The sequence below is a fragment of the Streptomyces sp. NPDC001536 genome (assembly GCF_042894505.1).
In the GTDB taxonomy this organism is placed as follows: domain Bacteria; phylum Actinomycetota; class Actinomycetes; order Streptomycetales; family Streptomycetaceae; genus Streptomyces.
Genome location: NZ_JBIAVQ010000015.1, coordinates 201,017 through 227,798, shown reverse-complemented (window position 1 = coordinate 227,798; position 26,782 = coordinate 201,017). Strand labels below are relative to the sequence as shown.

Annotated in this window: 25 protein-coding genes; 11 read left to right on the top strand and 14 right to left on the bottom strand. The window is 69.6% G+C overall.

The window, feature by feature from the left end:
* Window positions 1-20 precede the first annotated feature (20 nt).
* The 5 genes from mctP to ACFY0U_RS34980 all read right to left on the bottom strand — a co-directional run bounded on the left by mctP (window position 21) and on the right by ACFY0U_RS34980 (window position 5,208).
* Entirely contained in the window at window positions 21-1,631 is a 1,611-nt protein-coding gene (gene mctP / locus ACFY0U_RS35000; protein ID WP_388642633.1) for a monocarboxylate uptake permease MctP, read from the bottom strand.
* Window positions 1,628-1,885 carry a DUF3311 domain-containing protein gene (locus tag ACFY0U_RS34995; RefSeq protein ID WP_388642631.1) on the bottom strand — a complete coding sequence of 86 codons (258 nt, stop codon included), beginning with the start codon at window positions 1,883-1,885 and terminating at the stop codon, window positions 1,628-1,630. The genes mctP and ACFY0U_RS34995 overlap by 4 nt, the downstream gene beginning before the upstream one ends.
* A gap of 162 nt (window positions 1,886-2,047) precedes the next feature.
* Window positions 2,048-2,245, bottom strand: a complete 198-nt coding sequence (locus ACFY0U_RS34990; RefSeq protein WP_388642629.1) for a YbdD/YjiX family protein — start codon at window positions 2,243-2,245, stop codon at window positions 2,048-2,050.
* Complete coding sequence (locus ACFY0U_RS34985) at window positions 2,220-4,355, bottom strand: carbon starvation CstA family protein (protein ID WP_388642627.1); 2,136 nt, start codon at window positions 4,353-4,355, stop codon at window positions 2,220-2,222. Before ACFY0U_RS34985 ends, ACFY0U_RS34990 begins: the two co-directional genes overlap by 26 nt.
* A gap of 88 nt (window positions 4,356-4,443) precedes the next feature.
* The gene (locus ACFY0U_RS34980; RefSeq protein WP_266888202.1) at window positions 4,444-5,208 is read right to left on the bottom strand and encodes a GntR family transcriptional regulator; all 765 of its coding nucleotides are present in this window, start codon (window positions 5,206-5,208) and stop codon (window positions 4,444-4,446) included.
* A 307-nt stretch (window positions 5,209-5,515) separates the two neighbouring features.
* Here ACFY0U_RS34980 and ACFY0U_RS34975 point away from each other — a divergent pair, with 307 nt between their 5' ends.
* From ACFY0U_RS34975 to ACFY0U_RS34960, 4 genes are all read left to right on the top strand, one after another.
* On the top strand, window positions 5,516-6,799 hold the full coding sequence (locus ACFY0U_RS34975) for an extracellular solute-binding protein (RefSeq protein ID WP_388642625.1): 1,284 nt from the start codon (window positions 5,516-5,518) through the stop codon (window positions 6,797-6,799).
* 108 nt (window positions 6,800-6,907) lie between these two features.
* Window positions 6,908-7,894 carry a carbohydrate ABC transporter permease gene (locus tag ACFY0U_RS34970; RefSeq protein WP_388642623.1) on the top strand — a complete coding sequence of 329 codons (987 nt, stop codon included), beginning with the start codon at window positions 6,908-6,910 and terminating at the stop codon, window positions 7,892-7,894.
* Entirely contained in the window at window positions 7,891-8,736 is an 846-nt protein-coding gene (locus ACFY0U_RS34965) for a carbohydrate ABC transporter permease (RefSeq protein WP_388642621.1), read from the top strand. The genes ACFY0U_RS34970 and ACFY0U_RS34965 overlap by 4 nt, the downstream gene beginning before the upstream one ends.
* A 9-nt stretch (window positions 8,737-8,745) precedes the next feature.
* Window positions 8,746-10,233, top strand: a complete 1,488-nt coding sequence (locus ACFY0U_RS34960) for a glycoside hydrolase family 3 protein (RefSeq protein ID WP_388642619.1) — start codon at window positions 8,746-8,748, stop codon at window positions 10,231-10,233.
* 87 nt (window positions 10,234-10,320) lie between these two features.
* Here the strand turns inward: ACFY0U_RS34960 and nagB are convergent, their stop codons facing one another.
* A complete protein-coding gene (gene nagB / locus ACFY0U_RS34955; RefSeq protein ID WP_388642617.1) occupies window positions 10,321-11,106 on the bottom strand; it encodes a glucosamine-6-phosphate deaminase in 786 nt (261 codons plus the stop codon).
* Window positions 11,107-11,374: 268 nt separating this feature from the next.
* Here nagB and ACFY0U_RS34950 point away from each other — a divergent pair, with 268 nt between their 5' ends.
* Complete coding sequence (locus ACFY0U_RS34950; protein WP_388642615.1) at window positions 11,375-12,445, top strand: SIS domain-containing protein; 1,071 nt, start codon at window positions 11,375-11,377, stop codon at window positions 12,443-12,445.
* Between the two features lie 97 nt (window positions 12,446-12,542).
* Here ACFY0U_RS34950 and ACFY0U_RS34945 read toward each other — a convergent pair whose 3' ends face one another.
* Entirely contained in the window at window positions 12,543-13,304 is a 762-nt protein-coding gene (locus ACFY0U_RS34945) for an SDR family oxidoreductase (protein WP_388642614.1), read from the bottom strand.
* Window positions 13,305-13,399: 95 nt separating this feature from the next.
* On the opposite strand from ACFY0U_RS34945, the gene ACFY0U_RS34940 reads away from it, so the two are divergent.
* Together ACFY0U_RS34940 and ACFY0U_RS34935 are read left to right on the top strand one after the other, a co-directional pair.
* Entirely contained in the window at window positions 13,400-14,032 is a 633-nt protein-coding gene (locus tag ACFY0U_RS34940; RefSeq protein ID WP_388642613.1) for a TetR/AcrR family transcriptional regulator, read from the top strand.
* A 448-nt stretch (window positions 14,033-14,480) separates the two neighbouring features.
* A complete protein-coding gene (locus tag ACFY0U_RS34935) occupies window positions 14,481-15,947 on the top strand; it encodes a sensor histidine kinase (RefSeq protein WP_388642708.1) in 1,467 nt (488 codons plus the stop codon).
* 181 nt (window positions 15,948-16,128) lie between these two features.
* Here ACFY0U_RS34935 and ACFY0U_RS34930 read toward each other — a convergent pair whose 3' ends face one another.
* On the bottom strand, window positions 16,129-16,386 hold the full coding sequence (locus ACFY0U_RS34930) for a WhiB family transcriptional regulator (RefSeq protein WP_016639615.1): 258 nt from the start codon (window positions 16,384-16,386) through the stop codon (window positions 16,129-16,131).
* 318 nt (window positions 16,387-16,704) lie between these two features.
* Window positions 16,705-17,673, bottom strand: a complete 969-nt coding sequence (locus tag ACFY0U_RS34925) for a diacylglycerol/lipid kinase family protein (RefSeq protein ID WP_388642610.1) — start codon at window positions 17,671-17,673, stop codon at window positions 16,705-16,707.
* Between the two features lie 242 nt (window positions 17,674-17,915).
* Between ACFY0U_RS34925 and ACFY0U_RS34920 the strand changes: the two genes are divergently transcribed.
* The gene (locus tag ACFY0U_RS34920) at window positions 17,916-18,365 is read left to right on the top strand and encodes a hypothetical protein (protein WP_388642608.1); all 450 of its coding nucleotides are present in this window, start codon (window positions 17,916-17,918) and stop codon (window positions 18,363-18,365) included.
* Between the two features lie 14 nt (window positions 18,366-18,379).
* Here the strand turns inward: ACFY0U_RS34920 and ACFY0U_RS34915 are convergent, their stop codons facing one another.
* The 3 genes from ACFY0U_RS34915 to ACFY0U_RS34905 form a co-directional block, all read right to left on the bottom strand.
* Complete coding sequence (locus tag ACFY0U_RS34915; protein ID WP_388642606.1) at window positions 18,380-19,456, bottom strand: RNA polymerase sigma factor SigF; 1,077 nt, start codon at window positions 19,454-19,456, stop codon at window positions 18,380-18,382.
* Window positions 19,457-19,473: 17 nt separating this feature from the next.
* Window positions 19,474-19,887: an anti-sigma regulatory factor gene (locus ACFY0U_RS34910; protein ID WP_030784224.1), complete on the bottom strand. Its 414-nt coding sequence runs from the start codon at window positions 19,885-19,887 to the stop codon at window positions 19,474-19,476.
* Between the two features lie 259 nt (window positions 19,888-20,146).
* The gene (locus tag ACFY0U_RS34905; protein ID WP_388642605.1) at window positions 20,147-20,407 is read right to left on the bottom strand and encodes a UBP-type zinc finger domain-containing protein; all 261 of its coding nucleotides are present in this window, start codon (window positions 20,405-20,407) and stop codon (window positions 20,147-20,149) included.
* Between the two features lie 85 nt (window positions 20,408-20,492).
* Here ACFY0U_RS34905 and ACFY0U_RS34900 point away from each other — a divergent pair, with 85 nt between their 5' ends.
* Window positions 20,493-22,088, top strand: a complete 1,596-nt coding sequence (locus ACFY0U_RS34900; RefSeq protein ID WP_388642603.1) for a Na+/H+ antiporter — start codon at window positions 20,493-20,495, stop codon at window positions 22,086-22,088.
* A gap of 120 nt (window positions 22,089-22,208) precedes the next feature.
* On the opposite strand, the gene ACFY0U_RS34895 is transcribed toward ACFY0U_RS34900, so the two are convergent.
* Together ACFY0U_RS34895 and ACFY0U_RS34890 are read right to left on the bottom strand one after the other, a co-directional pair.
* Window positions 22,209-23,111 (bottom strand): 1-aminocyclopropane-1-carboxylate deaminase/D-cysteine desulfhydrase, encoded by a 903-nt coding sequence (locus ACFY0U_RS34895; RefSeq protein WP_388642602.1) that lies wholly within the window; start codon window positions 23,109-23,111, stop codon window positions 22,209-22,211.
* 45 nt (window positions 23,112-23,156) lie between these two features.
* Window positions 23,157-23,747: an N-acetylmuramoyl-L-alanine amidase gene (locus tag ACFY0U_RS34890; RefSeq protein ID WP_388642601.1), complete on the bottom strand. Its 591-nt coding sequence runs from the start codon at window positions 23,745-23,747 to the stop codon at window positions 23,157-23,159.
* A 285-nt stretch (window positions 23,748-24,032) separates the two neighbouring features.
* Between ACFY0U_RS34890 and ACFY0U_RS34885 the strand changes: the two genes are divergently transcribed.
* Both ACFY0U_RS34885 and ACFY0U_RS34880 read left to right on the top strand, forming a co-directional pair.
* Complete coding sequence (locus ACFY0U_RS34885; protein WP_388642599.1) at window positions 24,033-25,439, top strand: family 2B encapsulin nanocompartment shell protein; 1,407 nt, start codon at window positions 24,033-24,035, stop codon at window positions 25,437-25,439.
* A gap of 113 nt (window positions 25,440-25,552) precedes the next feature.
* The gene (locus ACFY0U_RS34880) at window positions 25,553-26,629 is read left to right on the top strand and encodes a family 2 encapsulin nanocompartment cargo protein polyprenyl transferase (protein ID WP_388642597.1); all 1,077 of its coding nucleotides are present in this window, start codon (window positions 25,553-25,555) and stop codon (window positions 26,627-26,629) included.
* Window positions 26,630-26,782: the final 153 nt, after the last annotated feature.

The following is a 26,782-nucleotide window of genomic DNA, read 5'->3' as shown; positions in this document are numbered from 1 at the left end:
CCCGCTGATCACCGTATGCCTCAGTGCGAGGCGCCCGCCGTCGCCGGCGGCAGCTCCACCTCGACGCCCGGGTCGCCCGCGTCGGCCGTGTAGTCCGCCGGGCTCGTCTCGTCGACGCCCTCGGGGGCCTTCGCGGCCCTCAGGACGAACGTCAGCACGACCGTGACCACCACGTTGAGCACGAACGCCGTCAGACCGATGTAGCCGATCTCGCCGATGCCCGGGATCTCCTTCGACGAGCCGCCGAAGTGCTTCTGCGTGGGGGAGGCCACGCCGTACGCCGCGACCGTGCCGTAGATCATGCCGACGGCCCAGCCCGCCAGCAGCGCCCAGCGGTGGAACCAGCGGGTGAACAGGCCGCCGACCAGCGCCGGGAAGGTCTGGAGGATCCAGATGCCGCCCAGGAGCTGGAAGTTGATGGCGACCGTCTTGTCCATGGTGAGGACGAAGACCAGGGCGCCCACCTTCACCAGCAGCGAGACCAGCTTGGAGACCTTCGTCTCCTGGGCCGGCGTCGCGTCCGGCTTGAGGAAGTCCTTGTAGATGTTGCGGGTGAAGAGGTTCGCGGCCGCGATGGACATGATCGCCGCCGGCACCAGCGCGCCGATGCCGATCGCCGCGAAGGCCACGCCCGCGAACCAGCTGGGGAACATGTCCTCGAAGAGCTGCGGGATCGCCAACTGCGGGTTGGTGACGTCGACTCCGGACGCGATCGCCATGAAGCCGAGCAGCGCGAGCAGGCCCAGCATCAGCGAATAGAGCGGCAGGATCGTGGTGTTGCGGCGGATCACCTCACGGCTCTTGGAGGAGAGCGTCGCGGTGATCGAGTGCGGGTACATGAACAGCGCGAGGGCGGAGCCCAACGCCAGCGTGGCGTACGTCCATTGGCCCGCCTCGGGCGGCACCAGGCCGCCGGCCTTGGCGGCGGTGTACTTGTCGTTCGCCGCGCCGAAGATCTCGTCGAAGCCGCCGAGCTTGATCGGGATGTAGATGATCGCCACCGCGATGACGACGTAGATCAGCGTGTCCTTCACGAACGCGATCATCGCGGGGGCGCGCAGCCCCGAGGAGTAGGTGTACGCCGCCAGCACACCGAAGGCGATCAGGAGCGGGAGGTCCTTGATGAACCAGTTGGTGTTCTCCCCGCCGCCGACGCCCATGACGTCCAGCACCGCCTGGATGCCGACGAGTTGGAGGGCGATGTAGGGCATCGTCGCCAGGATGCCGGTGACGGCGACCGCCAGCGACAGGCCCTTGGAGCCCCACCGTCCGCGCACGAAGTCGGACGTCGTCACATAGCCGTGCTTGTGGGAGACCGACCAGAGGCGGGGCAGGAAGGTGAAGATCAGCGGGTAGACGAGGATCGTGTACGGCACCGCGAAGAAGCCGGCCGCGCCCGCCGCGTAGATCGCCGCCGGGACCGCCACGAACGTATATGCCGTGTAGAGGTCGCCGCCGAGCAGGAACCAGGTGATCCAGGTGCCGAACGACCGGCCGCCCAGGCCCCATTCGTCCAGGGTGTGTTCGTTCTCGGCCTTGCGCCAGCGCGAGGCCAGGAAGCCCATGACCGTGACGGCCAGGAAGAAGATGATGAAGACGGCGAGTGCGACGCCGTTCACGCCGTCGTTCACTGGGAGGCACCTTCCCGGCGGGCGCGCTGGTCACGCTGCCACAGCTTGTACGCGACCATGGTCAGCGCGGTGGAGATGAGCACCCACAGCATCTGGTACCAGTAGAAGAACGGGATGCCGATGAACGTGGGGTCGACCTTGGCGTACGAGCCGACCCAGAGCATGGCGACGAAGGGTGCCAGGAGGCACAGGGCGATGACGACCCGTACGGGTGTCACCACCGGTGGTCCGGCCTCGGGCGAATCTGTTGACATGCGGCGGCTCCGATCCCCTCACTGATCACCGTGTAACGCGCAGGCAATGTAGGTCACGGTGTGACAGGAGAGGAAGACCTCGTCCGCATATCGGTATGTCGATTCCGTGAAGGTCCGACAACCGGGCCGGCAACTGGGCCGGCAACTGGCCCGGCAGCGGTGTCAGCAGCAGCGGAACCCCTGGCGCGGGTCCGCCTCCTGGCGGTCCGTCCGCATCCGCTCGAACGCCCGCCGGGTCGGCACGTCCGCCTGCGGATGGTCCCGGCGGACGTGCGCGACATAGCGGTCGTACGCCGACTCGTCGGTCAGCTCACGGACATACCAGCGCACACCCCTAAGGGCCCGCCGCAGTGACCTCATGGCGTGCCTCCTCCTTCTCCTCCCGGGTCGGGAACAGCCCCGCCGGGGCGACGATCTTCGACTCGACGTACGGCGACTCGCTGAGCGTGGAGAGCGCGGGACGGCGGATGTGGCGGACGCAGACCCTCAGCGAGTCGGCGATCACCACCACGATCAGCAGCGCGAGGACGGCCGTCAGGACGCCGTCCACCGTGGAGTTGGTGACCACGGTGCGCATGTCGTCCATGCTCTTGGCGGGCGGCAGCACCTCGCCCCGGTCGATGGCGTCCTGGAAGATCTGGCGCTGCTTGAAGAAGCCGACCTTGGGGTCGCTGGAGAACACCTTCTGCCAGCTCGCGGTCAGGGTGACCGTGGCGTCCCAGGCGAGCGGGATCCCGGTGATCCAGGCCCACTTGAGGCGTCCGGACTTCACGAGCAGCGTGGTGCAGACGGCCAGGGCGACGGCGGCGAGCAGCTGGTTGGAGATGCCGAAGATCGGGAAGAGCTGGTTGATCCCGCCGAGCGGTTCATGGACGCCCACCCAGAGGAAGTACCCCCACAGTCCGCACACGATCGCGCTGGTGATGACCAGGCCGGGCTTCCAACTCACGTTCTTGAAGGGCTTGATGACATTGCCCAGCATGTCCTGGAGCATGAACCGGCCCACGCGGGTGCCGGCGTCGAGCGCGGTCAGGATGAACAGCGCCTCGAACATGATCGCGAAGTGATACCAGAAGGCCCGCAGGCTCCCGCCGGTCACCTTGGAGAAGATCTCCGAGACACCGATGGCGAGGGTGGGCGCACCGCCGGTCCGGGACAACAGGCTTGATTCCTCGACCCGTTCGGCCGCCCGGGCCAGATCGTCGGGGGAGATCGCGTAGCCCCACCCGGTCACCACCCGCGAGGCCTCCTGCACGGTGGTGCCGATCGCCCCCGAGGGCGCGTTCATCGCGAAGTAGAGGCCGGGGTCGATGATGCTCGCCGCGACCAGCGCCATCACGGCGACCGACGACTCCATCAGCATGGAGCCGTAGCCGATCATCCGGACCTGTGTCTCCTTCTGGATCATCTTCGGCGTGGTGCCGGAGGAGATGAGGGAGTGGAAGCCGGACAGGGCGCCGCAGGCGATGGTGATGAAGACGAAGGGGAACAACGACCCCGCGAAGACCGGGCCGTTGCCCTGCGAGGCGAAGTCGGTGACCGCGTCCATCTTCAGCGTCGGCAGGGAGACGATGACACCGAGGGCGAGCAGGAAGATCGTGCCGATCTTCATGAAGGTGGAGAGGTAGTCGCGCGGCGCGAGCAGCATCCACACCGGCAGGATCGAGGCGATGAAGCCGTACGCCACCAGCCAGACGACCAGGGTCGAGGGCGCGAGGGTGAAGGTGCCGGCCCACGAGGACTCCGCGACCCAGCGCCCCGCGATCAGGGCGAACAGCAGCAGCGCCACGCCGATGAGCGAGACCTCGGCTACCCGGCCGGGGCGCAGGACGCGCAGGTAGAAGCCCATGAGCAGGGCGATCGGGACGGTCATCGCGATGGAGAAGGTGCCCCAGGGGGACTGCGCGAGGGCGTTGACGATGACCAGGGCCAGCACACCGAGCAGGATGATCATGATGGCGAACGCGGCGATGAGCGCCGCCGCGCCGCCGAACGGGCCGATCTCCTCGCGGGCCATCTGGCCGAGCGAGCGGCCGTCGCGCCGGGTGGAGAAGAACAGCACCACCATGTCCTGGACGGCGCCCGCGAAGATCACGCCGACGATGATCCAGATGGTGCCGGGCAGATAGCCCATCTGCGCGGCCAGTACGGGTCCGACGAGCGGTCCGGCGCCGGCGATCGCCGCGAAGTGGTGGCCGAGCAGGACACGCCGGTCGGTGGGGTGGAAGTCGATGCCGTTGTCGAGGCGTTCGGCCGGGGTGGCCCGGGTCCGGTCGACCTTGAGGACCTTGTACGCGATGAACTTCGAGTAGAAGCGGTAGCCGATCGCGTACGAGCCGAGGGCCGCCGCGACCATCCAGGCGGCGGAGACGTCCTCTCCGCGGGAGAGCGCGAGCACGGCCCAGCCGGTGGCGCCGATCAGCGCGACGACGGTCCAGATGGCGATGGTTCGGACGTTCGCGGTACGCACAGCGCGGTCCTCCCGTCCATGTGGAGACGGGAGGACCGTAGAGCAGGACGCTGAGTTGCGCTACACCGCGTGCGGTATTGAAACGCCGCTAGTCGACAGGCCTCTTCAGGCGGGCCACGAACTTGTACCTGTCCCCCCGGTACACCGACCGCACCCACTCCACCGGCTGTCCGTCCCGGTCCAGGGAGTGGCGGGAGAGCATCAGCATGGGCAGGCCCACGTCGGTGCCGAGCAGGCCGGCCTCGCGGGGGGTGGCCAGCGAGGTCTCGATGGTCTCCTCGGCCTCGGCGAGATGGACGTCGTAGACCTCGGCGAGGGCGGTGTAGAGGGACGTGTACTTCACGAGGCTGCGCCTCAGTGCCGGGAAGCGCTTGGCGCTGAGGTGGGTCGTCTCGATGGCCATCGGCTCGCCGTTCGCCATACGCAGGCGCTCGATGCGCAGCACCCGGCCGCCGGCCGTGATGTCGAGGAGCTCGGCGAGCCGGTCGTCGGCGGTGATGTAGCCGATGTCCAGGAGCTGCGAGGTGGGTTCGAGGCCCTGGGCGCGCATGTCCTCGGTGTACGAGGTGAGTTGGAGCGCCTGGGAGACCTTCGGCTTGGCGACGAAGGTGCCCTTGCCCTGGATGCGTTCGAGGCGACCCTCGACGACGAGCTCCTGAAGGGCCTGGCGGACGGTCGTGCGCGAGGTGTCGAACTCCGCGGCCAGGGTCCGCTCGGGCGGGACCGGCGTACCGGGCGACTGTGTCTCCGTCATGTCGAGCAGGTGCTTCTTCAAGCGGTAGTACTTGGGCACGCGCGCGGTACGGACGCCGGCCCCACCCTCGTTCTCCGCACTGCTGACGTCGGTACTCATGTTCTGCCTTCCCGGCTCCGGATGCGGGTCACATCGTGATCCCTTCTGTATACCGTCGCCGCCTCTTTTGGTCTAGTCCATAGCCCCAGGTGGTCTAGTGGAAGACAGTACTCCGGCGGTGCTGATTTCGCTGGCTTCTTACTTAAAGGTTCTTGCATATGTAGGTCGGATAACGGCTGGTCAGAGCCTATTCGGACACCCTTGACAGGCTTCCTGGTCTGGTCCAAGCTCCCGGTACTGGTCTACACCATTGGTCCAGGTCCCAGCTCCATGGGCGGGGGGTGTGGGCATCCCTGAGGAGGGTGGCGTGAAGCGCAAGCTGATAGCCGCGATCGGTATCGCGGGCATGATGGTCTCCATCGCGGCATGTGGTGACAGCGACAGCGGAAGCTCCGACAACAGCGGCGCGGACGTCAAGGAACTGACCGTCTGGCTCACGGTGGACGCGCAGAACAACTGGCCCGAGCTGGTGAAGGCCGCCGACGCGGCGATCGTGAAGAAGCACCCCGGCATCAAGATCAAGCACGAGTACTACGGCTGGCCGGACAAGAACGCCAAGCTCGACGCGGTCCTCGCCACCGACAAGGCCCCCGACGTGGTCGAGATGGGCAACACCGAGATGCTCAGCTACATGGTCAAGGGCGCCTTCGCGCCTGTCGACGCGTCGAAGTTCGACAACTCGGACGCCTGGCTGGACGGCCTCAAGGCCTCGGTGACCTACGAGGGCAAGACCTACGGCGTCCCCTACTACGCCGGTGGCCGCGTCGCCAACTGGCGCAAGGACCTCTTCGCCTCGGTCGGCGTCAAGTCCACGCCGAAGACGTACGCCGAGCTCACCGCCGCCCTGGACAAGGTCCAGAAGAAGGAGGGCGACAAGTTCAACGCCTGGTACCAGCCCACCCGTGACTGGTACGCGGCCATGTCCTTCGTCTACGACGCCGGCGGCTCCATCGCCGTCGAGTCCGGCGGCAAGTGGAAGGCCAACCTCTCCTCGCCCGAGTCCATCAAGGGCCTCAAGGCGTTCCAGAACGTCGTCGACACGTACATGCACGGCGACAAGACCAAGGACGAGTCCGACCGTTACATCGTCTACGGCCAGGGCAAGTCCGGCATGATCTTCGCCCCCGCGTGGGAAGGCGCCACCGCAGCGGCGAAGGAGAACGACAAGACCGGCAAGCTCGAGGGCAACGTCGAGAACTTCGTGATGCCCGGCCCGTCCGGCAAGAACCTCCCCGTCTTCCTGGGCGGTTCCGACCTCGCCGTCCCGGTGAAGTCCGACGCGCAGGCCGTCGCCGCCGAGTGGATCAACGCCTTCGCGGGCTCCTCCGGCCAGAAGGGCCTGATGGCCAAGGGCAACCTGCCCAACAACAAGACCGACCTCGCCACCCTGAAGAACGACCCGGCGACGGCGGTCCCGGCCACCGCGGCCGAGTCCAACTGGTTCGTCCCGATGGCCCCCGGCTGGGGCCAGGTCGAGAAGGCCCAGGTCCTGCAGACCATGCTGCAGTCCATCGGCACCGGCAAGAAGTCGGTCGAGGACGCCGCGAAGGAAGCGGACGCCGCGATCGACAAGGTCATCAACACCAAGTGACCGACGGCGGGGCCCCGTTGAGATCGGCGGGGCCCTGCTTCTCGTACGACCTGCCCCTGTGGGGCCTTTGCTTGCGTACGACCTGAGGGACCGCTGAGGAGCGCGCGGATGAGTGCCGCAGACACGACCACTGCCAAAGTGCCGCCGACACGGCAATCGCCACCACCAGCACCGGCCACGGCCAAGAAGCCATCCAGAGGACGGAGTTCCGGCGCCGGCACCCCCTGGCTGCTGCTCGCCCCCTGTCTGCTGATCCTGGCGCTCGTCCTCGGCTATCCGCTGGTGCGCCTGGTCACCCTGTCCTTCCAGGAGTTCGGGCAGTCCCAGCTGTGGGGCTTCAAGCCGGCCGAGTCGGTCGGGCTCGACAACTTCACCAAGGTGCTGGGCGACAGCGAGTTCTGGGCGGTCGTGGTCCGCACGGTCGTCTTCGCGGCCGGCTGCGTCATCTTCACGATGGTCGCCGGCATGCTGATCGCGCTGCTCCTCCAGCGGGTCTCCGGCTGGGTGAAGACCCTCGTCAACATCGCCCTCGTGGCCAGCTGGGGCATGCCGATCATCGTCGCCACCACGGTCTTCAAGTGGCTCTTCGACGCGGACTACGGCATCCTCAACGCGCTGCTCAGCAAGTTGCCCGGGGTCGAGATGGTCGGCCACAACTGGTTCGCGAGCGGGCCGCAGGGCCTGGCCGTGATCATGCTGCTGGTGGTCTGGGGAGCCGTCCCCTTCGTCGTCATCACCCTCAGCGCCGGACTCACCCAGGTCCCGGCCGAGCTGGAGGAGGCGGCCCGGCTCGACGGCGCGGGCGCCTGGGGCGTCTTCCGCTTCGTCACCCTCCCCATCCTCAAGCCGATCATCGTGATGCTCACGACGCTGTCGGTCATCTGGGACATGGGTGTCTTCCCGCAGGTCTTCGTGATGCGCAACGGGCATCCCGAGGCCGAGTTCCAGCTCCTCACCACGTACTCCTACGACCGTGCCTTCGTGGTCAACGACTACGCCCAGGGCTCGGCGATCGCCCTGCTCACCGTGCTGCTCCTGCTCGGCGTGGTCGCGGTCTACATGCGCCAGATGCTGAAGATCGGAGAGGTCGAATGAGCGCGCTGACTACTCCTGTACGGCGTCGGAAGTCCAAGGCCGGCTGGAACCTTCTCGGTCTCCTCGTCTTCGTCACGGCCGGCTTCCCCGTCTACTGGATGCTCAACACGGCCTTCAAGCCGGCCAAGGACGCCATCGACCCGGACCCGAGTCTGCTGCCGACCGGCATCACCTTCTCCAACTTCGACCGGGCGCTGAACATCGCCGACTTCTGGGGCCCGGTGGGCCGCAGTCTGATCGTGTCGCTGTCGGTCGTGGCGATCGGCATCGTCATCGGCCTGCTGGCCGCGCTCGCCATCTCCCGGTTCGCCTTCCGCGGCCGCAAGATCGTGATCGTCGGCATCCTGGCGGTCCAGATGGTCCCGCTGGTCGCGATGATCATCCCGGTCTTCCTGCTGCTCAACGACCTCGGCCAGTACGACAGGCTGTCCGGCCTGGTCCTCACCTACCTGACCTTCATCCTGCCCTTCACGGTGTGGACGCTGCGCGGCTTCATCGTCAACATCCCCAAGGAGCTGGAGGAGGCGGCCATGGTGGACGGCTGCTCCCGCACGATGGCCTTCATCCGGGTCGTCTTCCCCCTCCTGGCTCCCGGCATGGTCGCCACCTCGGTCTACGGCTTCATCCAGGCCTGGAACGAGTACCTCTACGCCCTCATGCTGCTCAGCCAGGAGAACCAGACCGCGACCGTCTGGCTGGGCAACTTCACCACCAAGCACGGCACCGAATACGCCCCGATGATGGCCGGATCCACCCTGATGGCCGTGCCGATCGTCGTCCTGTTCCTCCTCGTCCAGCGCAAGATGGCCGCGGGCCTGACCGCCGGCGCGGTGAAGGGATAACGCCCCCCGATGACCACTTTCGCCAGCGGAACAGACACCCTGACCCGCGACGCCCTGACGGTCCTCCAGCCCGGCTTCACCGGCACCACCGCCCCCGACTGGCTGCTGCGCCGTCTGGGGGAGGGGCTCGCCTCGGTCGGCCTGTTCGGCCGCAACATCGCCTCCCCGGACCAACTGTCCGCCCTCACCGCCCAGTTGCGCGCCGAGCGCGACGACGTCCTGGTCGCCATCGACGAGGAGGGCGGCGACGTCACGCGCCTGGAGGTGCGGACGGGGTCCTCCTTCCCCGGCAACCACGCACTCGGCGCCGTCGACGACGTGGACCTGACGCGCGAGGTGGCCTCCGAACTGGGCCGCCGCCTCGCCGCCTGCGGGGTCAACCTCAACTGGGCCCCGTCGGCCGACGTGAACTCGGACCCGGGCAACCCGGTGATCGGCGTCCGCTCCTTCGGCGCCTCCGCGGACCTGGTCGCCCGGCACACCGCGGCCTACGTCACCGGCCTCCAGTCGGCCGGGGTGGCCGCCTGCACGAAGCACTTCCCGGGCCACGGCGACACGGCGATCGACTCCCACCATGCCCTGCCCCGCATCGACGTGGACCTCTCGGTGCTGATGTCCCGTGAACTCTCCCCGTTCCGCGCCGCGATCGCCGCCGGCTCCCGTGCGGTGATGAGCGCCCACATCCTGGTCCCGGCCCTTGATGCCGACCACCCGGCGACGCTGTCCCGCAAGGTGCTGACGGACCTCCTGCGCGGCGAACTCGGCTACGACGGCCTGATCGTCACCGACGGCATGGAGATGCAGGCCATCGCGGGCACCTTCGGCATCGAGCGCGGCAGCGTGCTGGCCATCGCCGCCGGCGCGGACGCGATCTGCGTGGGCGGCGGGCTGGCGGACGACGAGACGGTACGACGGCTGCGCGACGCCTTGGTGTCGGCGGTCCGCTCGGGCGAACTCCCCGAGGAGCGCCTGGCGGACGCGGCGGAACGGGTCCGGTCCCTGGCCCGCTGGACGGCGGCGGCCTCGGCGGCCGACACGGAGGCCGAGCCGGACCCGGAGGTAGGCCTGCGCGCGGCCCGCCGAGCCCTCACTCTGACCGGCGCCGAGCACTTCACCCCCCTCACCGAACCGCCCTACGTCGCCGCCTTCACCCCGGTCGCCAACTTCGCGGTGGGCGACGACACCCCCTGGGGCGTGGCCGCGGAACTCTCCCGCCTCCTGCCGGGCACGGACACGGGCAGCTTCGCGGGCGAGGGCGCCGGCATGGCCGCACTCGCGGCAGCGGGCCGCCGCCGCATCGTCGCCGTCGTCCGCGACGAACACCGCCACCCCTGGATGACATCAGCCCTCGACAGCGTCCTGCGCAGCCGCCCGGACACGATCGTGGTCGAGATGGGCGTCCCCCAGGCCCCCGCACGCGGCACCCTCCACATCGCGACCCACGGCGCGGCGAGGGTGTGCGGCAGGGCGGCGGCGGAGGTCGTCGCGGGGGAGTAGCAGGTACGACGAGACAGGCGCCGGTTCCGTCGGAAGGAACCGGCGCCTGTCTTTGCTTTTTCAGGAGGGCCGGCCCGCCAACTACCCTCAAATCCCCTGCCAGTCCGGCTTGTTGGCAAACGTGTGCCGGAAGTAATCCGCCAGCTTCAACTTGGACGCGGCCCCCTCATCCACAACCACAGTGGCATGCGGATGCAACTGCAACGCCGACGCCGGACACACCGCGGCCACCGGCCCCTCCACCGTCGCCGCCACCGCATCCGCCTTGCCCTCCCCCGTGGCGAGCAGCACCAGATGCCGGGCCTCCAGGATCGTCCCGATCCCCTGAGTGATCACGTGATGCGGAACCTGCGAGATGTCCCCGTCGAAGAACCGCGCGTTGTCCACCCGGGTCTGCTCGGTCAGCGTCTTGATCCGGGTCCGCGAGGCCAGCGAGGAACACGGCTCGTTGAACCCGATGTGCCCGTCGGTCCCGATCCCGAGCAACTGCAGATCCACACCCCCGGCGTCCGCCAGCGCCGCGTCATACGCCTCGCACGCCGCCTGGACGTCCTGGGCCGTACCGTCCGGCCCGATGAAGGAGGACATCCCGATCCGCAGCGGCTCCAGCACCTCGCGCCGCAGCACCGAACGGTACGACTCCGGATGCTCGGCCGGCAGCCCCACGTACTCGTCGAGCTGAGCGATCCGCGCCCGCGAGGCATCCACCGCACCGGCCCGCACCTTCGCCGTCAGCGCCTGGTAGATCGGCAGCGGGGTCGAGCCGGTGGCCACGCCGAGCAGCGCGTCCGGCTTGCGCCGCAGGAGCCGCGCCATGGCCTCGGCGATGAGCTCGCCGCCCGACTTGGCGTCCGGAACGATGACAACTTCCACGCTGGGCCTGCCGATCTGAAAGGGCTATGTGGTTTAGACCAATTTAACAGAATCAGCTTTCCCTGCCCAGGTGAAGCGGCCCCTACGAGGCAGTCACGAACAGGTGTGGACGAAGTGCCGGGACGAACGCATCCACACCCCGCACAGGCGTCCCCGCGTCCGGGGGAGTGGAATAGGGGGAGGGGAACGGGAGAGCCACGGGAGAGGCCGGCGAACCCCTGGACCACCGCAGAACAAGCCGCACGGCACCACCCGGGAGGACCCCCGCATGACCGCCACGACATCGGAGCCCCAGAGCGAACTCCCCGGCCGGATCATGGCCCGCGAGATGGCCGAGCAGCCCGCAGTGCTCCGCCGGATCCTGGAGGAGGGCGCCCCCGGCATCCGGCAGGTCGCCCAGGAGATCGCCGCCCGCAAGCCCCGCTTCGTCCTGCTCACCGCCCGCGGCACCTCCGACAACGCCGCGCTCTACGCCAAGTACCTCCTGGAGATCCGCCTCGGCCTGCCCTGCGGTCTGACCTCGATGTCGACCACCACCGCCTACGGTGCCCGCCCCGACCTCACCGACGTCCTGGTCGTCACCGTCAGCCAGTCCGGTGGCTCCCCGGACCTCGTGGCCTCGACCCGGGCCGCCCGCGAGGCCGGCGCGATCACGCTCGCTGTGACCAACAACCCCGACTCACCGCTGGCCGGCGTCTCCGAGTACCACGTCGACATCATGGCCGGACCGGAGAAGGCCCTCCCCGCGACCAAGACCTACACCGCCTCCCTCCTCGCGCTCTATCTCTTCGTCGAGGGCCTGCGCGGCGGCGACGGCGCCCCCGCGAAAACCCTGCCCGACCTGGCGGAACAGCTCCTCGCCCGGCAGGACGAGGTCCGCGCCCTCGCCTCCCGCTACCGCTTCGCCGAGCGCATGGTGATCACCTCGCGCGGCTACGGCTATCCCACGGCCAAGGAGGCCGCCCTCAAGCTGATGGAGACCAGCTACATCCCCGCCCTCTCCTACTCGGGTGCCGACCTGCTGCACGGCCCCCTCGCCATGGTCGACAACGTCTCCCCGGTCATCGCGGTCGTCACCGACGGCAAGGGCGGCGAGGCCCTCCAGCCCGTCCTCGACCGGCTGCGCGGCCGCGGCGCGGACCTGGTCGTCATCGGCCCCGCCGGCCAGGTCGAACAGGCCTCGGCCGGCTTCGTCCTGCCCACCGAGGGCGTCGCCGAGGAGCTCCAGCCGATCCTGGAGATCATCCCGCTGCAACTCCTCGCCTACGAGGTCACCATCGCCCGCGGCCAGGACCCGGACGCGCCGCGCGCCCTGGCGAAGGTGACGGAGACCCGCTGAACACCGGCACGGCCGGCGTGCGACTCGATCGGACGCGGACAGCGCGCCCCACGGACCCACCCGGCCGTGAGCCCGCCCGGCTCCGCTCCCGCGGCCTCTAGTGCAGGCTCAGCAAGGACCCCCCGGTCGCGTCGATGTGCTGCCCCGTGACCCAGCGGGAGTCCGGTGACGCCAGGAACGCCACCACGTCGGCCACCTCGGACGTCGTGCCGACGCGCTTGAAGACCGACACGGACTTCGCGTGCGCGCGCATCGCGGGGTCGGCCAGTGCCGTGCTGGTCAGGTCGGTGTCGATGAAGCCGGGCCCGACCGAGTTGGCGGTGATACCGCGGGGTGCCAGCTCGGCCGCGAGGGAGCGGGTCAGGGTCGTGACCGCTCCCTTGGCCATGTGGGTGGCGGCGATGGGGGAGATGGCGGCGTCCGTCGCCGCCGTGACATTGATGATCCGGCCGTGGTCGCGCAGTCGCCGCAGGCCGTGCCTGACGATGAAGAACGGCGCCCTGGCGTTGACCGCCTGCGTCCGGTCGTAGAGCTCCTCGTCCGTCTCCTCGACGGTCGCGAAGAGCGCCATCCCCGCGTTGTTGACCAGGACGTCCACCCCCTGCGCATGCCGGTCGAAGGCCTCCCACAAGGACTCCGCGTCGCCGGGCACGCCCAGCTCGGCACGGATCGCGAAGGCGCTCCCGCTCGCCGCCTCGATCGCGGCGACCGTCTCCTTCGCCGCCGCCTCATTGCTGCCGTAGTGCACGGCGACCCGCGCCCCGTCGCGCGCCAGCCGCTCCGCCACCGCCCGCCCGATCCCCCTGCTCGCCCCCGTGACCAGTGCCGTCCTGCCCGCGAGCACACCCGTGCCACCCATGCCGACGCCCCCTCGCAATTCCCTAGCGGTCGATACAGAAAGACCGTACAACAGCCCTCCGACAGTTCTCTAGCACTCGCTATAAAATGCACTCCATGGTGAACACCGAGGAGACCGAGGCGAAGACCGCAGCCGTGGCCAAGCCCCGCGGCCGGCCCCGTTCCTTCGACCGGGAGACCGCCCTGGAGAAGGCGATCCTCGCCTTCTGGGAGCACGGCTACGAGGCCACCTCGGTCTCCGACCTCACCCGGGTCATGGACATCGGCGCCCCGAGTCTCTACGCCGCCTTCGGCGACAAGCGCTCCCTCTTCGACGAGGCCGTCCGCGTCTACACCGCCCGCTACGCCGCCTTCGCCGACCGGGCCCTCGCCGAGGAGCCCACGGCCCGCGCCGTCGTCGAACGGACCCTGCGGGAAGCCGCCGTCATGTACACGGACCCGGAGCACCCGCACGGCTGCCTCATCGCCCACGCGGCCATCAACTGCACGACTCCGGAGGTCGCGGACTCCCTGCGTGACCGGCGCAACGCCACCATCGCCGCCTTGGAGAGCCGGATCCGGGCGGACATGGCCACCGGCGCCCTCCCGCCAGGCGTCGACGCCCTCGCGCTCGCCCGTCACACCGGGGCGATCATCACCGGCATGTCCCAACAGGCGCGGGACGGGGCGAGCCGGGAGGAGTTGGAGGCGCTCGCGGAAATTGCCATGGCCATCTGGCCCCGCACATGAACCCACACGGGTTAGGCTGCGTGGTGGATGCTAGGGCGTCCGATCAGTTCTCCAGCGGGGGTCGAGCCACGTCAAAGACCCTCGGAGAACTGACAACAACGAACAGCCTCCAACGCATGGACACACGCAGTGGTCTAGTCCACAATGCCATGGAGAGAACTCAATACACGACTTCCGCCTTCCCCGCACAGGAAGGCGGACCGAGGAACCGGTGCTCTCTGCCCTGACTGCTCCGGCTCCTCATCCTTCGGCCGTCCGGGACCGCACACCCCGTGGCCGATATTGCTCCGGGCTGCGGTGCCGAGAGGGTTGAGGGTCCCTCTCAGGCGCCGCGGCCCGCGGGTGTTCTCAGGGCCCTTTCGGACCGGGCCGGTGCGGACGGCCGCACGATCCCCGGCGCTTTTAGGCCATCCACATACCGCCAGGTACGCTCGCACCCGTGCCCTCCATGAACGAACTGGTCCGCCAGCACACCGCCCTCGACGACTCCGACCTCGAGTGGCTCCATCTGCTGGTCTCGGAGTGGCAGCTGCTCTCCGACCTCTCCTTCGCCGACCTCGTGCTGTGGGTGCCCACCCGGGACGGCGCCCGGTATGTGTCCGTGGCGCAGATGCGCCCCAACACCGGCCCCACCTCCTACCAGGACGACATGGTCGGCCACCTCGTCCCCCGCGGCCGCCGTCCGCTCCTCGACGCCGCGCTCGACGAGGGCCGGATCGTGCGCGAGGGCGACCCGGAGTGGCGCGAAGAGGTCCCCGTACGGGTCGAGTCGATCCCCGTACGACGGGAGGGCCGCGTCCTCGGTGTCATCGCGCGCAACACCAACCTGCTCACCGTGCGCACGCCGAGCCGTCTCGAACTGACCTATCTCCAGAGCGCGTCGGACCTCGCGCAGATGATCGCGGCCGGCTCCTTCCCGTTCGCGAACCAGCAGATGGACATGGACGCCGCCCCCCGCGTCGGCGACGGCCTGATCCGCCTCGACGCCGACGGAGTCGTCCAGTACGCCTCCCCGAACGCGCTGTCCGCCTACCACCGCCTCGGCCTCGCCTCCGACCTGGTCGGCCACCACCTCGGCATGACCACCGCCGAACTCGCCCCCACCCGCGGCCCGGTGGACGAGGCGCTCGCCAAGGTCGCCAGCGGCTGGGCCCCGCGTGAGTTCGAGATCGAGTCGGGGGACGGGGTCATCCAGTTCCGGGCGATTCCGCTGAAGCCCAAGGGCACCCGGATCGGTTCGCTGGTCCTGCTCCGTGACGTCACCGAACTGCGGCGCCGCGAGCGCGAGTTGATCACCAAGGACGCGACCATCCGGGAGATCCACCACCGGGTGAAGAACAACCTCCAGACGGTCGCCGCCCTGCTGCGCCTCCAGGCCCGCCGCATCGAGTCCGATCGCGGCCGCGAAGCCCTCGAAGAGGCGGTACGACGGGTCGGGTCGATCGCGATCGTGCACGAGACGCTGTCTCAGAACCTGGACGAGCGTGTGGAGTTCGACGAGATCGCCGACCGGGTCCTGGCGATGGTCGCGGAGATCTCACCCGGCAAGGTCACCGGCCGGCGCACCGGCCGCTTCGGCATCCTCGACGCCGAGGTCGCCACCCCGCTTTCCATGGTGCTGACCGAGATCCTCCAGAATGCCCTGGAACACGGCTTCCGTGAGGGCGAGACCGGCACGGTCGAGGTCTCGGCCGTCCGCGGCGGTACGACGAAGGAGGCCCGCCTTCTCGTCACGGTCCAGGACGACGGGGTCGGTCTGCCCGAGGGCTTCGACCCGCACACCGCGGGGAACCTCGGCCTTCAGATCGTACGGACCCTGGTGGAGGGCGAGTTGGGCGGAACCTTCGACATGGTTCCGGCACCCGAGGGCGGTACCAGGGTGATCCTGGACGTTCCGGTGCGCGCGAACAAGTAGGAGTGAAACGCGCTGTGTTCAGTGCACGGGCACAGCAAGAAGCCCCGGACCTGAAGTGGTCCGGGGCTCGAATGCTCGTTGCCAGCATGTGCTGCGCATCGGGGGTACTGCGCGCTGCGGCTCGGGGGCGGGAGATGCGTACTCGCTGTACGCGCCGCCAAGCTCAGGCGGGGTGGCTGCGTCAGGCAGAAGCCTGACGGGCCCGGTTGCGGGCGGCACGGCGCTTCATGGCGCGACGCTCGTCCTCGCTGAGACCACCCCAGACGCCGGAGTCCTGGCCGGACTCGAGCGCCCACTGCAGGCACTGCTCCATGACGGGGCAGCGACGGCAGACGGCCTTGGCTTCCTCGATCTGCAGCAGCGCAGGACCGGTGTTGCCGATGGGGAAGAAGAGCTCGGGGTCTTCCTCGCGGCAAACGGCGTTGTGACGCCAGTCCATGGCTGCTACCTCTCCTTGGTATTACGTGCAAGTTGCTTGTGAATGTGAACGCTTTCACGAATCCCTCAACAAGTGAAGGGCCGACCGTCAGGTTTCCCTGGCGTGGTCCTGGTTTTGAAGAGGGGTTCCGGTGATCTGTGGAGCCGGTGTTGCGGGCTGTCCCGATCGCCACGTAGAGACTCGCAAACCTCAGCGGCGGATACAACCCCTTCCGGAAAGTTTTTTTTGATTCCTCGGTGTCGACTAGGTCACAGCCGTACTTCCATGGGGTGGATCCTGGCCTAAACGTTCGAGTGAAAGGACTTCAGCCCTTTCTGCTCACACAATCACACGCAGTGCACGGCGTACGCCTGTGAACGTCACGCTCGTACGCAGCCCTAGGTGGTCGCCGTCCATCTGGAGGGGCAGGGGCACCTTGGAATGCAAGGTGAACTGGTCCAGGTCGTGCAGGGAGAACGCATGCTTCCCATGCGGTCCACGCTCGGGGGACGAAGTGAGCAACTGGGTGCCATACCGGGCAACCGCGGTCGTCGTCATTCGGCTGAGACCGAGTACGTCGAGGCCTTTATCGAACGAGGCCTTAGGCGACGCGTACATCGGGTGATTGCCCAGGAACGTCCACGGAGAGGTGTTCGAGACTATGGACAGCACCAGATCGGTCACCGGATCGGCGCCCGGGCGCTCCAGCGTGATCGTGCCGTGCCGGCGATGGGCCTCGCCGAAGAACTGGCGCAGGGCCTGACGGACGTAGAGCGCGTGCGTCGACTTCCTGCCGCGCTCGCGCTGCTGCTCGACCCGGCCGACCACACCGGCGTCGAAACCGAGGCCCGCGTTGAAGGTGAACCAGCGAGCCGGCACCGCCTCGTCCTCCGTGCCGGGCGTGCCCGAGGTCAGGCCCAGGCCGACCGTGCGCTCACTGCCGTCGCGCAGCGCGTCCAGGATCGCGCCGGTCGCCTCCACGGCGTCGTTGGGCAGGCCCAGGGCGCGGGCGAAGACGTTGGTGGAGCCGCCGGGGACCACGGCGAGACGGGGGAGCCGCTCCGGATCGGGTCCGGCGTGCAGCAGACCGTTGACGACCTCGTTGACCGTCCCGTCGCCGCCGAGGGCGACCACGAGATCGACGTCCTGGCTCTCCGCCGCCTGCCTGCCCAGGTCGCGCGCGTGCCCTCGGTACTCGGTGGTGACCGCCTCGAGCTTCATCTCGCTCGCGAGCGCGTGGATCAGCACATCGCGCGTACGTGCGCTTGTGGTGGTAGCTGCCGGATTGACCACGAGAAGTGCACGCATGAGTTGCAGCGTACCTACTGGGTGGTACCCGGCACAGGCCGAGGTAGGGATCAAGTAAGAGATCGCCACGTGAACCTCGCCACGGAAGCACTCGCGTCCGCCGGGTGCGCCCGGGTCCGCGGGAGAGTTTCCGGGTCCGCCGGGAGCGGTGCGGGAGAGGCGTCGGGGCGTGCGTCCGGATCCGCCTCAGAGACGCTCGGGCCCGCCATGGGGGCGCTGTGGGCGGCGGATACCCTTCAGAGGTGACCAGTGAGCAGACGCCCGTTCCCGAGGAAACCGTCGGTCCGCGTCCGCGGCGGCTGACCTACGCTGCCGCGCTGGCCGCGCTGGAGGGGCTCGCGCTCCTCGTCGGGGGTGTGTGGATGCTCGTGGCGGGAATCACGGGCGACTCGGACAACCGGGAGACCGGTGTCACCGGCGGCATCACGCTGATCGCCCTCGCCCTGCTGCCGCTGCTCGCCGCGCGGGGGCTGCTCGCCCGCCGCGGCTGGAGCCGGGGGCCCGCCGTCATCACGCAGATCCTGGCGCTGCCCGTGGCCTACAACCTGCTCCAGGCCGACAGTGTGGCCATCCCGGCGGGGATCGTGCTCGCGGTCGTCGCGGTCACCGCGCTCGTCCTGCTGGTCAACGCGGAGACGACCCGGGCCCTCGGGATCCGCGGGCCCGGCAACGCCGACGGTGCGCAGAAGTAGGGCCCGGCCCTCGACTACTCCTCGACCAGGAGCTTCTCCCGCAGCTGTGCCAGCGTCCGCGCCAGCAGCCGGGAGACATGCATCTGCGAGATGCCGACCTCCTGCGCGATCTGCGACTGGGTCATGTTGCCGAAGAACCGCAGCAGCAGGATCCGCTTCTCGCGCGGCGGCAGGTCCTCCAGCAGCGGCTTGAGCGACTCGCGGTACTCGACGCCCTCCAGCGCCTCGTCCTCCGCGCCCAGGGTGTCCGCCACCGCCGGGGACTCGTCGTCGGTGTCCGGGACGTCCAGGGACAGCGTGGAGTACGCGTTGGCGGACTCCAGGCCCTCCAGGACCTCCTCCTCCGAGATGCCGAGTTTCTCGGCCAGCTCGTGGACCGTGGGGGAGCGGCCGTGCAGCTGCGAGAGCTCCGCCGTCGCCGTGGTGAGCGCGAGGCGCAGTTCCTGGAGCCTGCGCGGGACGCGGACCGCCCAGCCCTTGTCCCGGAAGTGCCGCTTGATCTCGCCGACGACCGTGGGCGTCGCGTACGTCGAGAACTCGACGCCGCGCTCCGGGTCGAAGCGGTCGACCGACTTGATCAGGCCGATGGTGGCGACCTGGGTCAGGTCGTCCAGCGGCTCGCCGCGGTTGCGGAAGCGGCGCGCGAGGTGCTCGACGAGCGGCAGGTGCATACGGACCAGCCGGTTGCGCAGGTCCGCGTACTCCGTGCTGCCGTCCTGAAGCTTGCGCAGCTCGATGAACAGCGCACGCGCCCCGCTGCGGTCCTGAGGGTCGTGCTGCGTGGCCTGCCCGCTCTGCGCGCCCTGTTGATCGTCTCGCTCGTGCTCGCTCATCGTCCCGCCCGTCGCCCTTCCCCGAGCCCTCGTCTCTGCTCGGACAGGGGAGACCCCGATCCGTCCGTCCAGAGGCACGCTCTGCACGGCACCTTCCTGATCCCGCTGCCCGTCGTCCAGGAAGCCGGCCTCCGGCGAGTCGTCCTCCGGATGCGGCCGGGCCTGTTCGGGGATGCCGTTGACGCCGTCCCCCATGCGTCGGGACCCGCCTGTGCCCTCGGCCGGCAGCTCCCGTGTGCCGCGCTCTTCGTCACGCACCGGCCCGTCCCCTGTCCTCACGCCGGCCCGGGGCCCGCGCCGCGCTGTTTGTAGAGGCTGATCGAAACGGTTTTGTCGTCGTCCACGGCTGAGGAGACCTTGCCCGCGAGAGCGGACAGGACGGTCCAGGCGAAGGTGTCACGCGCGGGGGCGTGACCGTCCGTGGTCGGCGCCGAGACGGTGACCTCGAGTGAGTCGTCGACAAGGCGGAAGACGCAACTGAGCACCGAGCCTGGCACGGCCTGCTGGAGCAGGATCGCGCACGCCTCGTCCACCGCGATGCGCAGGTCCTCGATCTCGTCGAGGGTGAAGTCCAAACGGGCCGCGAGGCCGGCAGTCGCCGTACGCAGCACCGACAGGTAGGCACCCGCAGCCGGCAGCCGGACTTCCACGAAGTCCTGGGTCGCGGGCTCGCCTGCGATCTGGGACACCCTCACCTCCAAGGTGGTACAAGCTTTTCGGGGCCGAGGGTCGCCCCCCGGGGTAACGCGAAGTGTGGTTCAGCGGTGACGCTATCGCGCTCTCAACTTTCCTGTCCCCAGGACCCCAACCCCTTGGCGTCACTCACAGTAAAACTGTGGATACGCTCCGTGTCTAGGGGTCTGCGGCTCCAATTGGGAAGAACGCGCGCCGGGTTGACGTACCCAGACGTCAGACGCTCGAACCGTCGAAAACCGGAGTGGTCCGGGGTCATACGAGTACGTGGTCCACGAAGCACCAGCGCCAGCTCTCACCGGGTTCGAATGTCCGCATGATCGGGTGTCCGGAATCCTTGTGGTGCTCGGTGGCGTGCCGGCCCGGCGAGGAGTCGCAGCAGCCGACGTGGCCGCAATCGAGGCAGAGCCGCAGCTGCACCGGGTGCTGGCCCTCGCGCAGACACTCGGGACACGTGTCGCTCAGCGGGGCGGGTTCCGGGTGCGGCAGCGCGTCGGCGTGCGTGCACTGTTTCATGATTGCCAGGTTACGACGGCCGCGCGGAAGGCCGCGCGGAAAAACGAGGGCGGGCGACGACGATGAACGAGGGCGGGCGAGGACCATGGACGTGATGCCACTGCTGTTGCTGGTCGCGGGCAGCGCAGCGGTCGCCGCGGCGGCCCGGCGCACCCCGGTGCCGGCCCCCCTGCTGCTGGTCGCCGTGGGGCTGGTGCTCTCGTACGTCCCCGGGGTCCCGGAGTACACCCTCGACCCGGACATCGTCCTGCCCCTCGTGCTGCCCCCGCTGCTGCACTCGGCGGCCACCGACAGCTCCTACCTCGATCTGCGCGCGCAACTGCGGCCCGTGGCGCTGCTGTCCGTGGGATACGTGCTCTTCGCGACCTTCGTCGTCGGCTGGGCCGCCTACCAGATCGTGCCCGGCCTGTCGCTGACCGGCGCACTCGTGCTGGGCGCGGTGGTGGCGCCGCCGGACGCGGTCGCGGCCACGGCGGTCGCGCGCCGGGTGGGGCTGCCGTCCCGGATCACCACGATCCTCCAGGGCGAGTCCCTGGTGAACGACGCCACCGCGATCACCGCCTACCGGGTCGCCCTCGCGGCCGCGGTCGGCGAGGGCGCGTCCTGGGCGGGCGGCATCGGAGAGTTCCTGCTCGCGGCCGTGGGCGGCGTGGCGGTCGGTCTCATCCTGATGGTCCCGATCCACTGGCTGCGCACCCACCTCAAGGAACCGCTGCTCCAGAACACCCTCTCCCTGCTGATCCCCTTCGTCGCCTACGCCGCCGCCGAGCAGTTCCACGCCTCCGGAGTCCTCGCGGTCGTCGTCGTGGCCCTCTTCCTCGGACACCGCGCGTGGGAGGTCGACTTCGCCACGCGCCTCCAGGAGGACGCCGTGTGGAAGATGGTCGCCTTCGTCCTGGAGTCGTCGGTGTTCGCCCTCATCGGCCTGCAACTGCGCGTCGTGGTGAAGGGCCTCGGGGAGTACGAGGGGGGCAGCGCCGCCTGGTACGCGGTGGCCGTCTTCCTCGTGGTCGTCGTCTCCAGGTTCGTCTGGGTGTACCCCGCGACCTTCCTTCCTCGTCTGCTCTCCGCGCGGATCAGGGAACGCGAGGACAACCCCACCTGGAAGGGTCCGTTCGTCATCGCCTGGGCCGGCATGCGGGGTGTGGTCTCGCTGGCCATCGCCTTCTCGATCCCCGAGACCATGCACGGCGGCGAGCCGTTCCCCGGCCGCAACCTCATCCTCTTCCTGACCTTCACCACCGTCATCGGCACCCTGGTCGTCCAGGGCGTCACCCTCCCCCCGCTGATCCGCATGCTGAAGCTCCCCGGCCGCGACGCCCAGGCCGAGACCCTGGCCGAGGCCAACGCCCAGGCACAGGCCTCCCGGGCCGCCGAACGCCGCCTGGACGACCTCCTCGCCGACGAACGCAACGCCCTCCCCCAACCCCTCGCCGACCGCCTCCGCACCGTCCTGGAACGCCGCCGCAACGCCGTCTGGGAACGCCTGGGCCAGGTCAACCCGATCACGGGCGAGACCGTCGACGACACCTACCGGCGGCTGTCCCGGGAGATGATCGGCGCGGAACGGGAGGTCTTCGTCAAGCTGCGGGACGGGCGCTACATCGACGACGAGATGCTGCGGACACTGCTGCGCCGGCTGGACCTGGAGGAGGCGGCGGCTTACCGGGAGGCGGCGTGAGGGGCGAAGGCCGTGCGGGCCACGTGACCTGTCGACTCCCGCTTGGACGGGGCGAATCCGCGGCCGGGCCGGACCGAGGCCCACCAGGGAGTCGCCGCCGAGAGCTGCGCGACGGGCCGCTCAGCCGGTGAACGGCGCGCCGGTGATCACGGCGACCAGACGGGTCCCTGTCGCGAACGCTCCTTCCTCGACCAGCGCCACAAGTCCATACAGCAACTTGGCGACATACAGCCGCTCCACCCCCACCCCGTGCCGCGCCTCGAAGTCCTCGGCGAAGGCGTCGAGTTCGGGTGTCGTGCGTGCGTAACCCCCGAAGTGGAACCGGTCGTCCAGGGACCAGTCGCCGCGACGCCCCCCGAACGCCTCCCGCTGAAGGCCCTCTATGTCGGCCGTGAGGAAACCCCCTTTGAGCACCGGTATCCCCAACGCCCGCTGACCCGGCCCCAGTCCCGCCGCCAGCCCCGCGAAGGTGCCGCCCGTGCCGCACGCCGCCGCGACCACGTCGGCCCGCCCCCGCAGCTCCTCGCCGAGCGCCCGGCAGCCCCGTACCGCCGGCGCGTTGCTGCCGCCCTCGGGCACCACGAACGCCTCCTTCGCGCCCGCGGCCCGCAGGATCGCTTCCCGCACCGACGGCTCGGACTTGTGACGGTATGTCGATCTGTCGACGAAGTGCAGCCGCATGCCGTCCGCCGCGCAGCGGGCGAGGGAGGGGTTCAACGGGCGGTCGGCCAGCTCGTCGCCGCGCACCACGCCGACCGTCGGCAGCCCCAGCAACCGCCCCGCGGCGGCGGTCGCGCGCAGGTGGTTGGAGTACGCGCCGCCGAAGGTGAGCAGCGTGCGGCCGGCCGCGGCCGTGAGGTTCGGGGCGAGTTTGCGCCACTTGTTGCCGATGAGGTCGGGGTGGATCAGGTCGTCGCGCTTGAGGAGGAGGCGGACGCCTCTGCGGGTGAAGCGGTCGTCCTCGGTCTCCTGCAGCGGCGACGGCAGCCGGGGGCGCAGGGCGGCGAGGTCGGTGCTGGTCACGCCCTCATTGTCGCCTGTGTGGTCGCCCCCGGAACATCCGTGCCGTTACGCCAGCCGGTCCTTGATCCGGTTCCGCATCGAGGTCATCGTGAAGCCGCGCGGGTCCACCTTCCCGGGCTGCCACTCCAGGTGGCCGATGACGGACCGTTCCGTCCAGCCGTGGTGGCGGCAGATCGCGGCGGCGACCTTCTCGATCGCGTCCAGTTGGGCCGCCGGCCACGGGTCCTGGCCGTCGCCGAGGTTCTCGCACTCGAAGCCGTAGAAGTGGCGGTTGCCGTCGGTGTTCGCCTCGTTGTCCGGCGGGAGGGCCCTCTCGGCGATCACCGCGCGCAGGACGTCGTCGTCGCCGAGGCCCGCGTGGTTGGCGCGGCCGTAGCCGACGAGGTGGACCCGGCCGTCCTTGGTGATCACGCCGTGGCAGAGCGGGCCGGGGAGGTCCTCGTAGCCGTCGCGGCAGAGTTCGACGGTGCGTTGGCTGCCCTTGGTGACCGTGTGGTGGATCATCACGCCGTGCACCGGGCCCCAAGGGCCCTTGTGATTGCGGTTGTGATGTCTCCAGTCGCCGACCTGGACGACGGTGACGCCCTCGTCCTGGAGAGCGTCCAGGAACCTGCTCGCGGACATGGGTGGGGCCATGCCGCCTCCTTCGCGTGCGCGGCGACCGCCCTTTCGCGATCGGCTCGTACCGCTGCTTGTACCGGAGCCCGACACCCGGGACTACCTGGTTCGCACGGTGTGCGAGCCGTTTCGGACACCGGGCCGGGAACGGTGCGCGGGATCTCGGTATTGCCCAGTTATCGAAGATCCATTCCAACTCTTTCGTGTAATAGCACCGGCACGCTCCGTGATGGAAGGCTGGTCGGCAGTTCGATGCCTCGGTGCAGACCGGCGCCGGGGTATGACCGGGAGGGCAATTCTCATATGTCGGTAGGCGAAGAGGTCCGCACCGAGCAGGGCCGGCCGCAGCAGAGTCTCGGCACGGCGGCCGCGCGGAACCTGGCCACCACCACCAAGTCCGCACCCCAGATGCAGGAGATCAGCTCCCGCTGGCTGCTGCGCATGCTGCCCTGGGTGAATGTTCAGGGCGGTACATACCGCGTGAACCGGCGGCTGACCTACGCCGTGGGGGACGGCCGGGTCACTTTTGTGAAGACAGGCGATCGGGTCGAGGTCATCCCGGAGGAGCTGTGCGAGCTGCCGGCGTTGCGGTCGTACGAGGACGAAGAGGTGCTCACCGAGCTCGCCCGGCGCTGTGAGCAGCGCGAGTTCGCGGCGGGGGACGTGATCGCCTCGTTCGGCAGTCAGGCCGACGCGGTCTTCCTGCTGGCGCACGGCAGGGTGGAGACGATCGGCACGGGCCCCTACGGCGACGACGCCGTGCTCGGAGTCCTCGCCGACGGCGCCTACTTCGGCGACCAGGCGCTGCTCGACCCCGAGGCCATCTGGGAGTACACCGCACGCGCGGTCACCGCCTGCACGGTGCTCGTCCTGCCGCGCAACGCCGTCGAGCAGATCGCGGAGCGCACCGACTCCCTGCGCGAGCACCTCCAGGCGCTGCGCTCGATCCCGGAGCAGAGCACCAACAGGTACGGCGAGAAGGCGATCGACCTCGCAGCCGGCCACAGCGGCGAGCCGGACATCCCGCACACCTTCGTGGACTACGAGGCCCGGCCGCGCGAGTACGAACTGAGCGTCGCCCAGACCGTGTTGCGCATCCACTCACGCGTGGCCGACCTCTACAACCAGCCGATGAACCAGACCGAGCAGCAACTCAGGCTGACCGTCGAGGCGTTGAAGGAGCGCCAGGAGCACGAGCTCGTCAACAACCGTGAGTTCGGGCTGCTCAGCAACTGCGAGTACGACCAGCGGCTCCAGCCGCACGACGGTGTGCCCAGCCCCGACGACCTGGACGAGCTCCTCAGCAGGCGGCGCGGCACCAAGTTCCTGCTCGCCCATCCGCGGGCCATCTCCGCGATCGGGCGTGAGTTCAACAAGCGCGGACTCGTCCCCGAGACCATCGACGTGGGCGGCAACCGCATCCCCACCTGGCGGGGGGTGCCGATCTACCCGTGCAACAAGATCCCGGTCACCGAGGCCCGTACGACCTCGATCATCGCGATGCGTACCGGCGAGGCCGAGCAGGGTGTCATCGGTCTTCAGCAGGCCGGTATCCCGGACGAGATCGAGCCGAGCCTGTCGGTGCGGTTCATGGGCATCAATGAGCAGGCGATCATCAAGTACCTGGTGACGGCGTACTACTCGGCTGCGGTGCTGGTGCCGGACGCGCTCGGGGTGTTGGAGAACGTCGAGATCGGCCGCTGGAGGTGACGTTTCTGCAGCTGGGAACCGTGTCCCCGCCCCCGCGGGCGGGTACACCCCGGTCGTACGCGCCCAGTCGCAGCGGAAACGCCACCGTCCGCGGACTCTGCGAGGAGACCCCCATGGCCGAGCGCATGAGGGAGGCGACACAGCACTCCGCCGGGACCGAGCCGCTCGACGGGCACGAGTCGGCGGTGATCCTGGAGCGGGCCCGGGCGTCGGTCGACCCCGTGCTGCGCGAGGCGATCGACTCGCTGCCCGGCTCCATGCGCCGGATCGCGCTCTACCACTTCGGCTGGGAGCACGCCGACGGCACCCCGGCGGCGGGCCATGCCGGCAAGGCGATACGGCCCGCGCTCGTCCTCACCGCGGCCGCCGCACTGGGGGGAGCGGCGGCACGGGAGGCGGCCGTGCGGGCGGCCGCGGCGGTGGAGCTGGTCCACAACTTCACGCTGCTGCACGACGACGTGATGGACCGGGACACCACCCGGCGGCACCGGCCCACCGCGTGGACGGTGTTCGGTGACGCCGACGCGATCCTCGCCGGGGACACCCTCCAGGCGCTCGCCCTCGGGCTGCTCGCCCAGGACCCGCACCCGGCAGCCGGGGCGGCCGCCGCCCGGCTCACGGCCTGTGTCGTCGAGCTGTGCGCCGGCCAGCACGCGGACACCGCCATGGAGGCGCGCGGCCCCGGCGAGGTCACCCTCGACGAGGCGCTCGCCATGGCCGAGGCCAAGACCGGCGCGCTGCTCGGGTGTGCCTGTGCGCTGGGCGCGCTGTACGCGGGCGCGGCGCGGGAGGACGTCGAGGCCCTTGACGCGTTCGGCCGGGAGGCCGGGCTCGCCTTCCAGCTCATCGACGACGTGATCGGCATATGGGGCGACCCGCGCCGCACCGGCAAACCGGCCGGGGCCGACCTCGCGGTCCGCAAGAAGTCCCTGCCGGTGGTCGCCGCGCTGGCCTCCGGCACCCCGGCGGGCGCGGAACTGGCGGAGCTCTACGCGTCTGCGTACGCGCAGGAGGACCTCGACCGGACGGCACTCGCCGTCGAGCGGGCCGGGGGACGGGACTGGGCGCAGGTCCAGGCGGCCGACCGGATGGCCCGCGCGCTGGGGGAACTGTCCCGTGCGGTGCCCGAGCCGGCGGCGGCCGGGGGACTGCTGGCCCTGGCCGAGTTCGTGACACGGCGCACCGGTTGAGCGCTGGTGCCTCCGTAGGCCGTACTGCTCCACGGAAGCAGTCGACCCAGACCCCGGAGCCCCCGGGGCCGTGCGGCTCCTGACCCCGCACGGCCCCGCGGGGCTCCGGTCGGGCGGGTCCCGCACATCCCCACGGCGTGCGGGCCCCGCCTC

Coding starts and splice junctions, on each gene's coding strand:
- ACFY0U_RS34935 (WP_388642708.1), top strand. CDS start 14,481: ATGAACGAACTGGTCCGCCAGCACACCGCCCTCGACGACTCCGACCTC.
- ACFY0U_RS34960 (WP_388642619.1), top strand. CDS start 8,746: ATGACCACTTTCGCCAGCGGAACAGACACCCTGACCCGCGACGCCCTG.
- ACFY0U_RS34970 (WP_388642623.1), top strand. CDS start 6,908: ATGAGTGCCGCAGACACGACCACTGCCAAAGTGCCGCCGACACGGCAA.
- ACFY0U_RS34890 (WP_388642601.1), bottom strand. CDS start 23,747: ATGGCCCCACCCATGTCCGCGAGCAGGTTCCTGGACGCTCTCCAGGAC.
- ACFY0U_RS34885 (WP_388642599.1), top strand. CDS start 24,033: ATGTCGGTAGGCGAAGAGGTCCGCACCGAGCAGGGCCGGCCGCAGCAG.
- ACFY0U_RS34950 (WP_388642615.1), top strand. CDS start 11,375: ATGACCGCCACGACATCGGAGCCCCAGAGCGAACTCCCCGGCCGGATC.
- ACFY0U_RS34995 (WP_388642631.1), bottom strand. CDS start 1,885: ATGTCAACAGATTCGCCCGAGGCCGGACCACCGGTGGTGACACCCGTA.
- ACFY0U_RS34945 (WP_388642614.1), bottom strand. CDS start 13,304: ATGGGTGGCACGGGTGTGCTCGCGGGCAGGACGGCACTGGTCACGGGG.
- ACFY0U_RS34925 (WP_388642610.1), bottom strand. CDS start 17,673: ATGCGTGCACTTCTCGTGGTCAATCCGGCAGCTACCACCACAAGCGCA.
- ACFY0U_RS34900 (WP_388642603.1), top strand. CDS start 20,493: ATGGACGTGATGCCACTGCTGTTGCTGGTCGCGGGCAGCGCAGCGGTC.
- ACFY0U_RS34980 (WP_266888202.1), bottom strand. CDS start 5,208: ATGAGTACCGACGTCAGCAGTGCGGAGAACGAGGGTGGGGCCGGCGTC.
- ACFY0U_RS34940 (WP_388642613.1), top strand. CDS start 13,400: ATGGTGAACACCGAGGAGACCGAGGCGAAGACCGCAGCCGTGGCCAAG.
- ACFY0U_RS34880 (WP_388642597.1), top strand. CDS start 25,553: ATGGCCGAGCGCATGAGGGAGGCGACACAGCACTCCGCCGGGACCGAG.
- ACFY0U_RS34905 (WP_388642605.1), bottom strand. CDS start 20,407: ATGAAACAGTGCACGCACGCCGACGCGCTGCCGCACCCGGAACCCGCC.
- ACFY0U_RS34990 (WP_388642629.1), bottom strand. CDS start 2,245: ATGAGGTCACTGCGGCGGGCCCTTAGGGGTGTGCGCTGGTATGTCCGT.
- ACFY0U_RS34930 (WP_016639615.1), bottom strand. CDS start 16,386: ATGGACTGGCGTCACAACGCCGTTTGCCGCGAGGAAGACCCCGAGCTC.
- ACFY0U_RS34965 (WP_388642621.1), top strand. CDS start 7,891: ATGAGCGCGCTGACTACTCCTGTACGGCGTCGGAAGTCCAAGGCCGGC.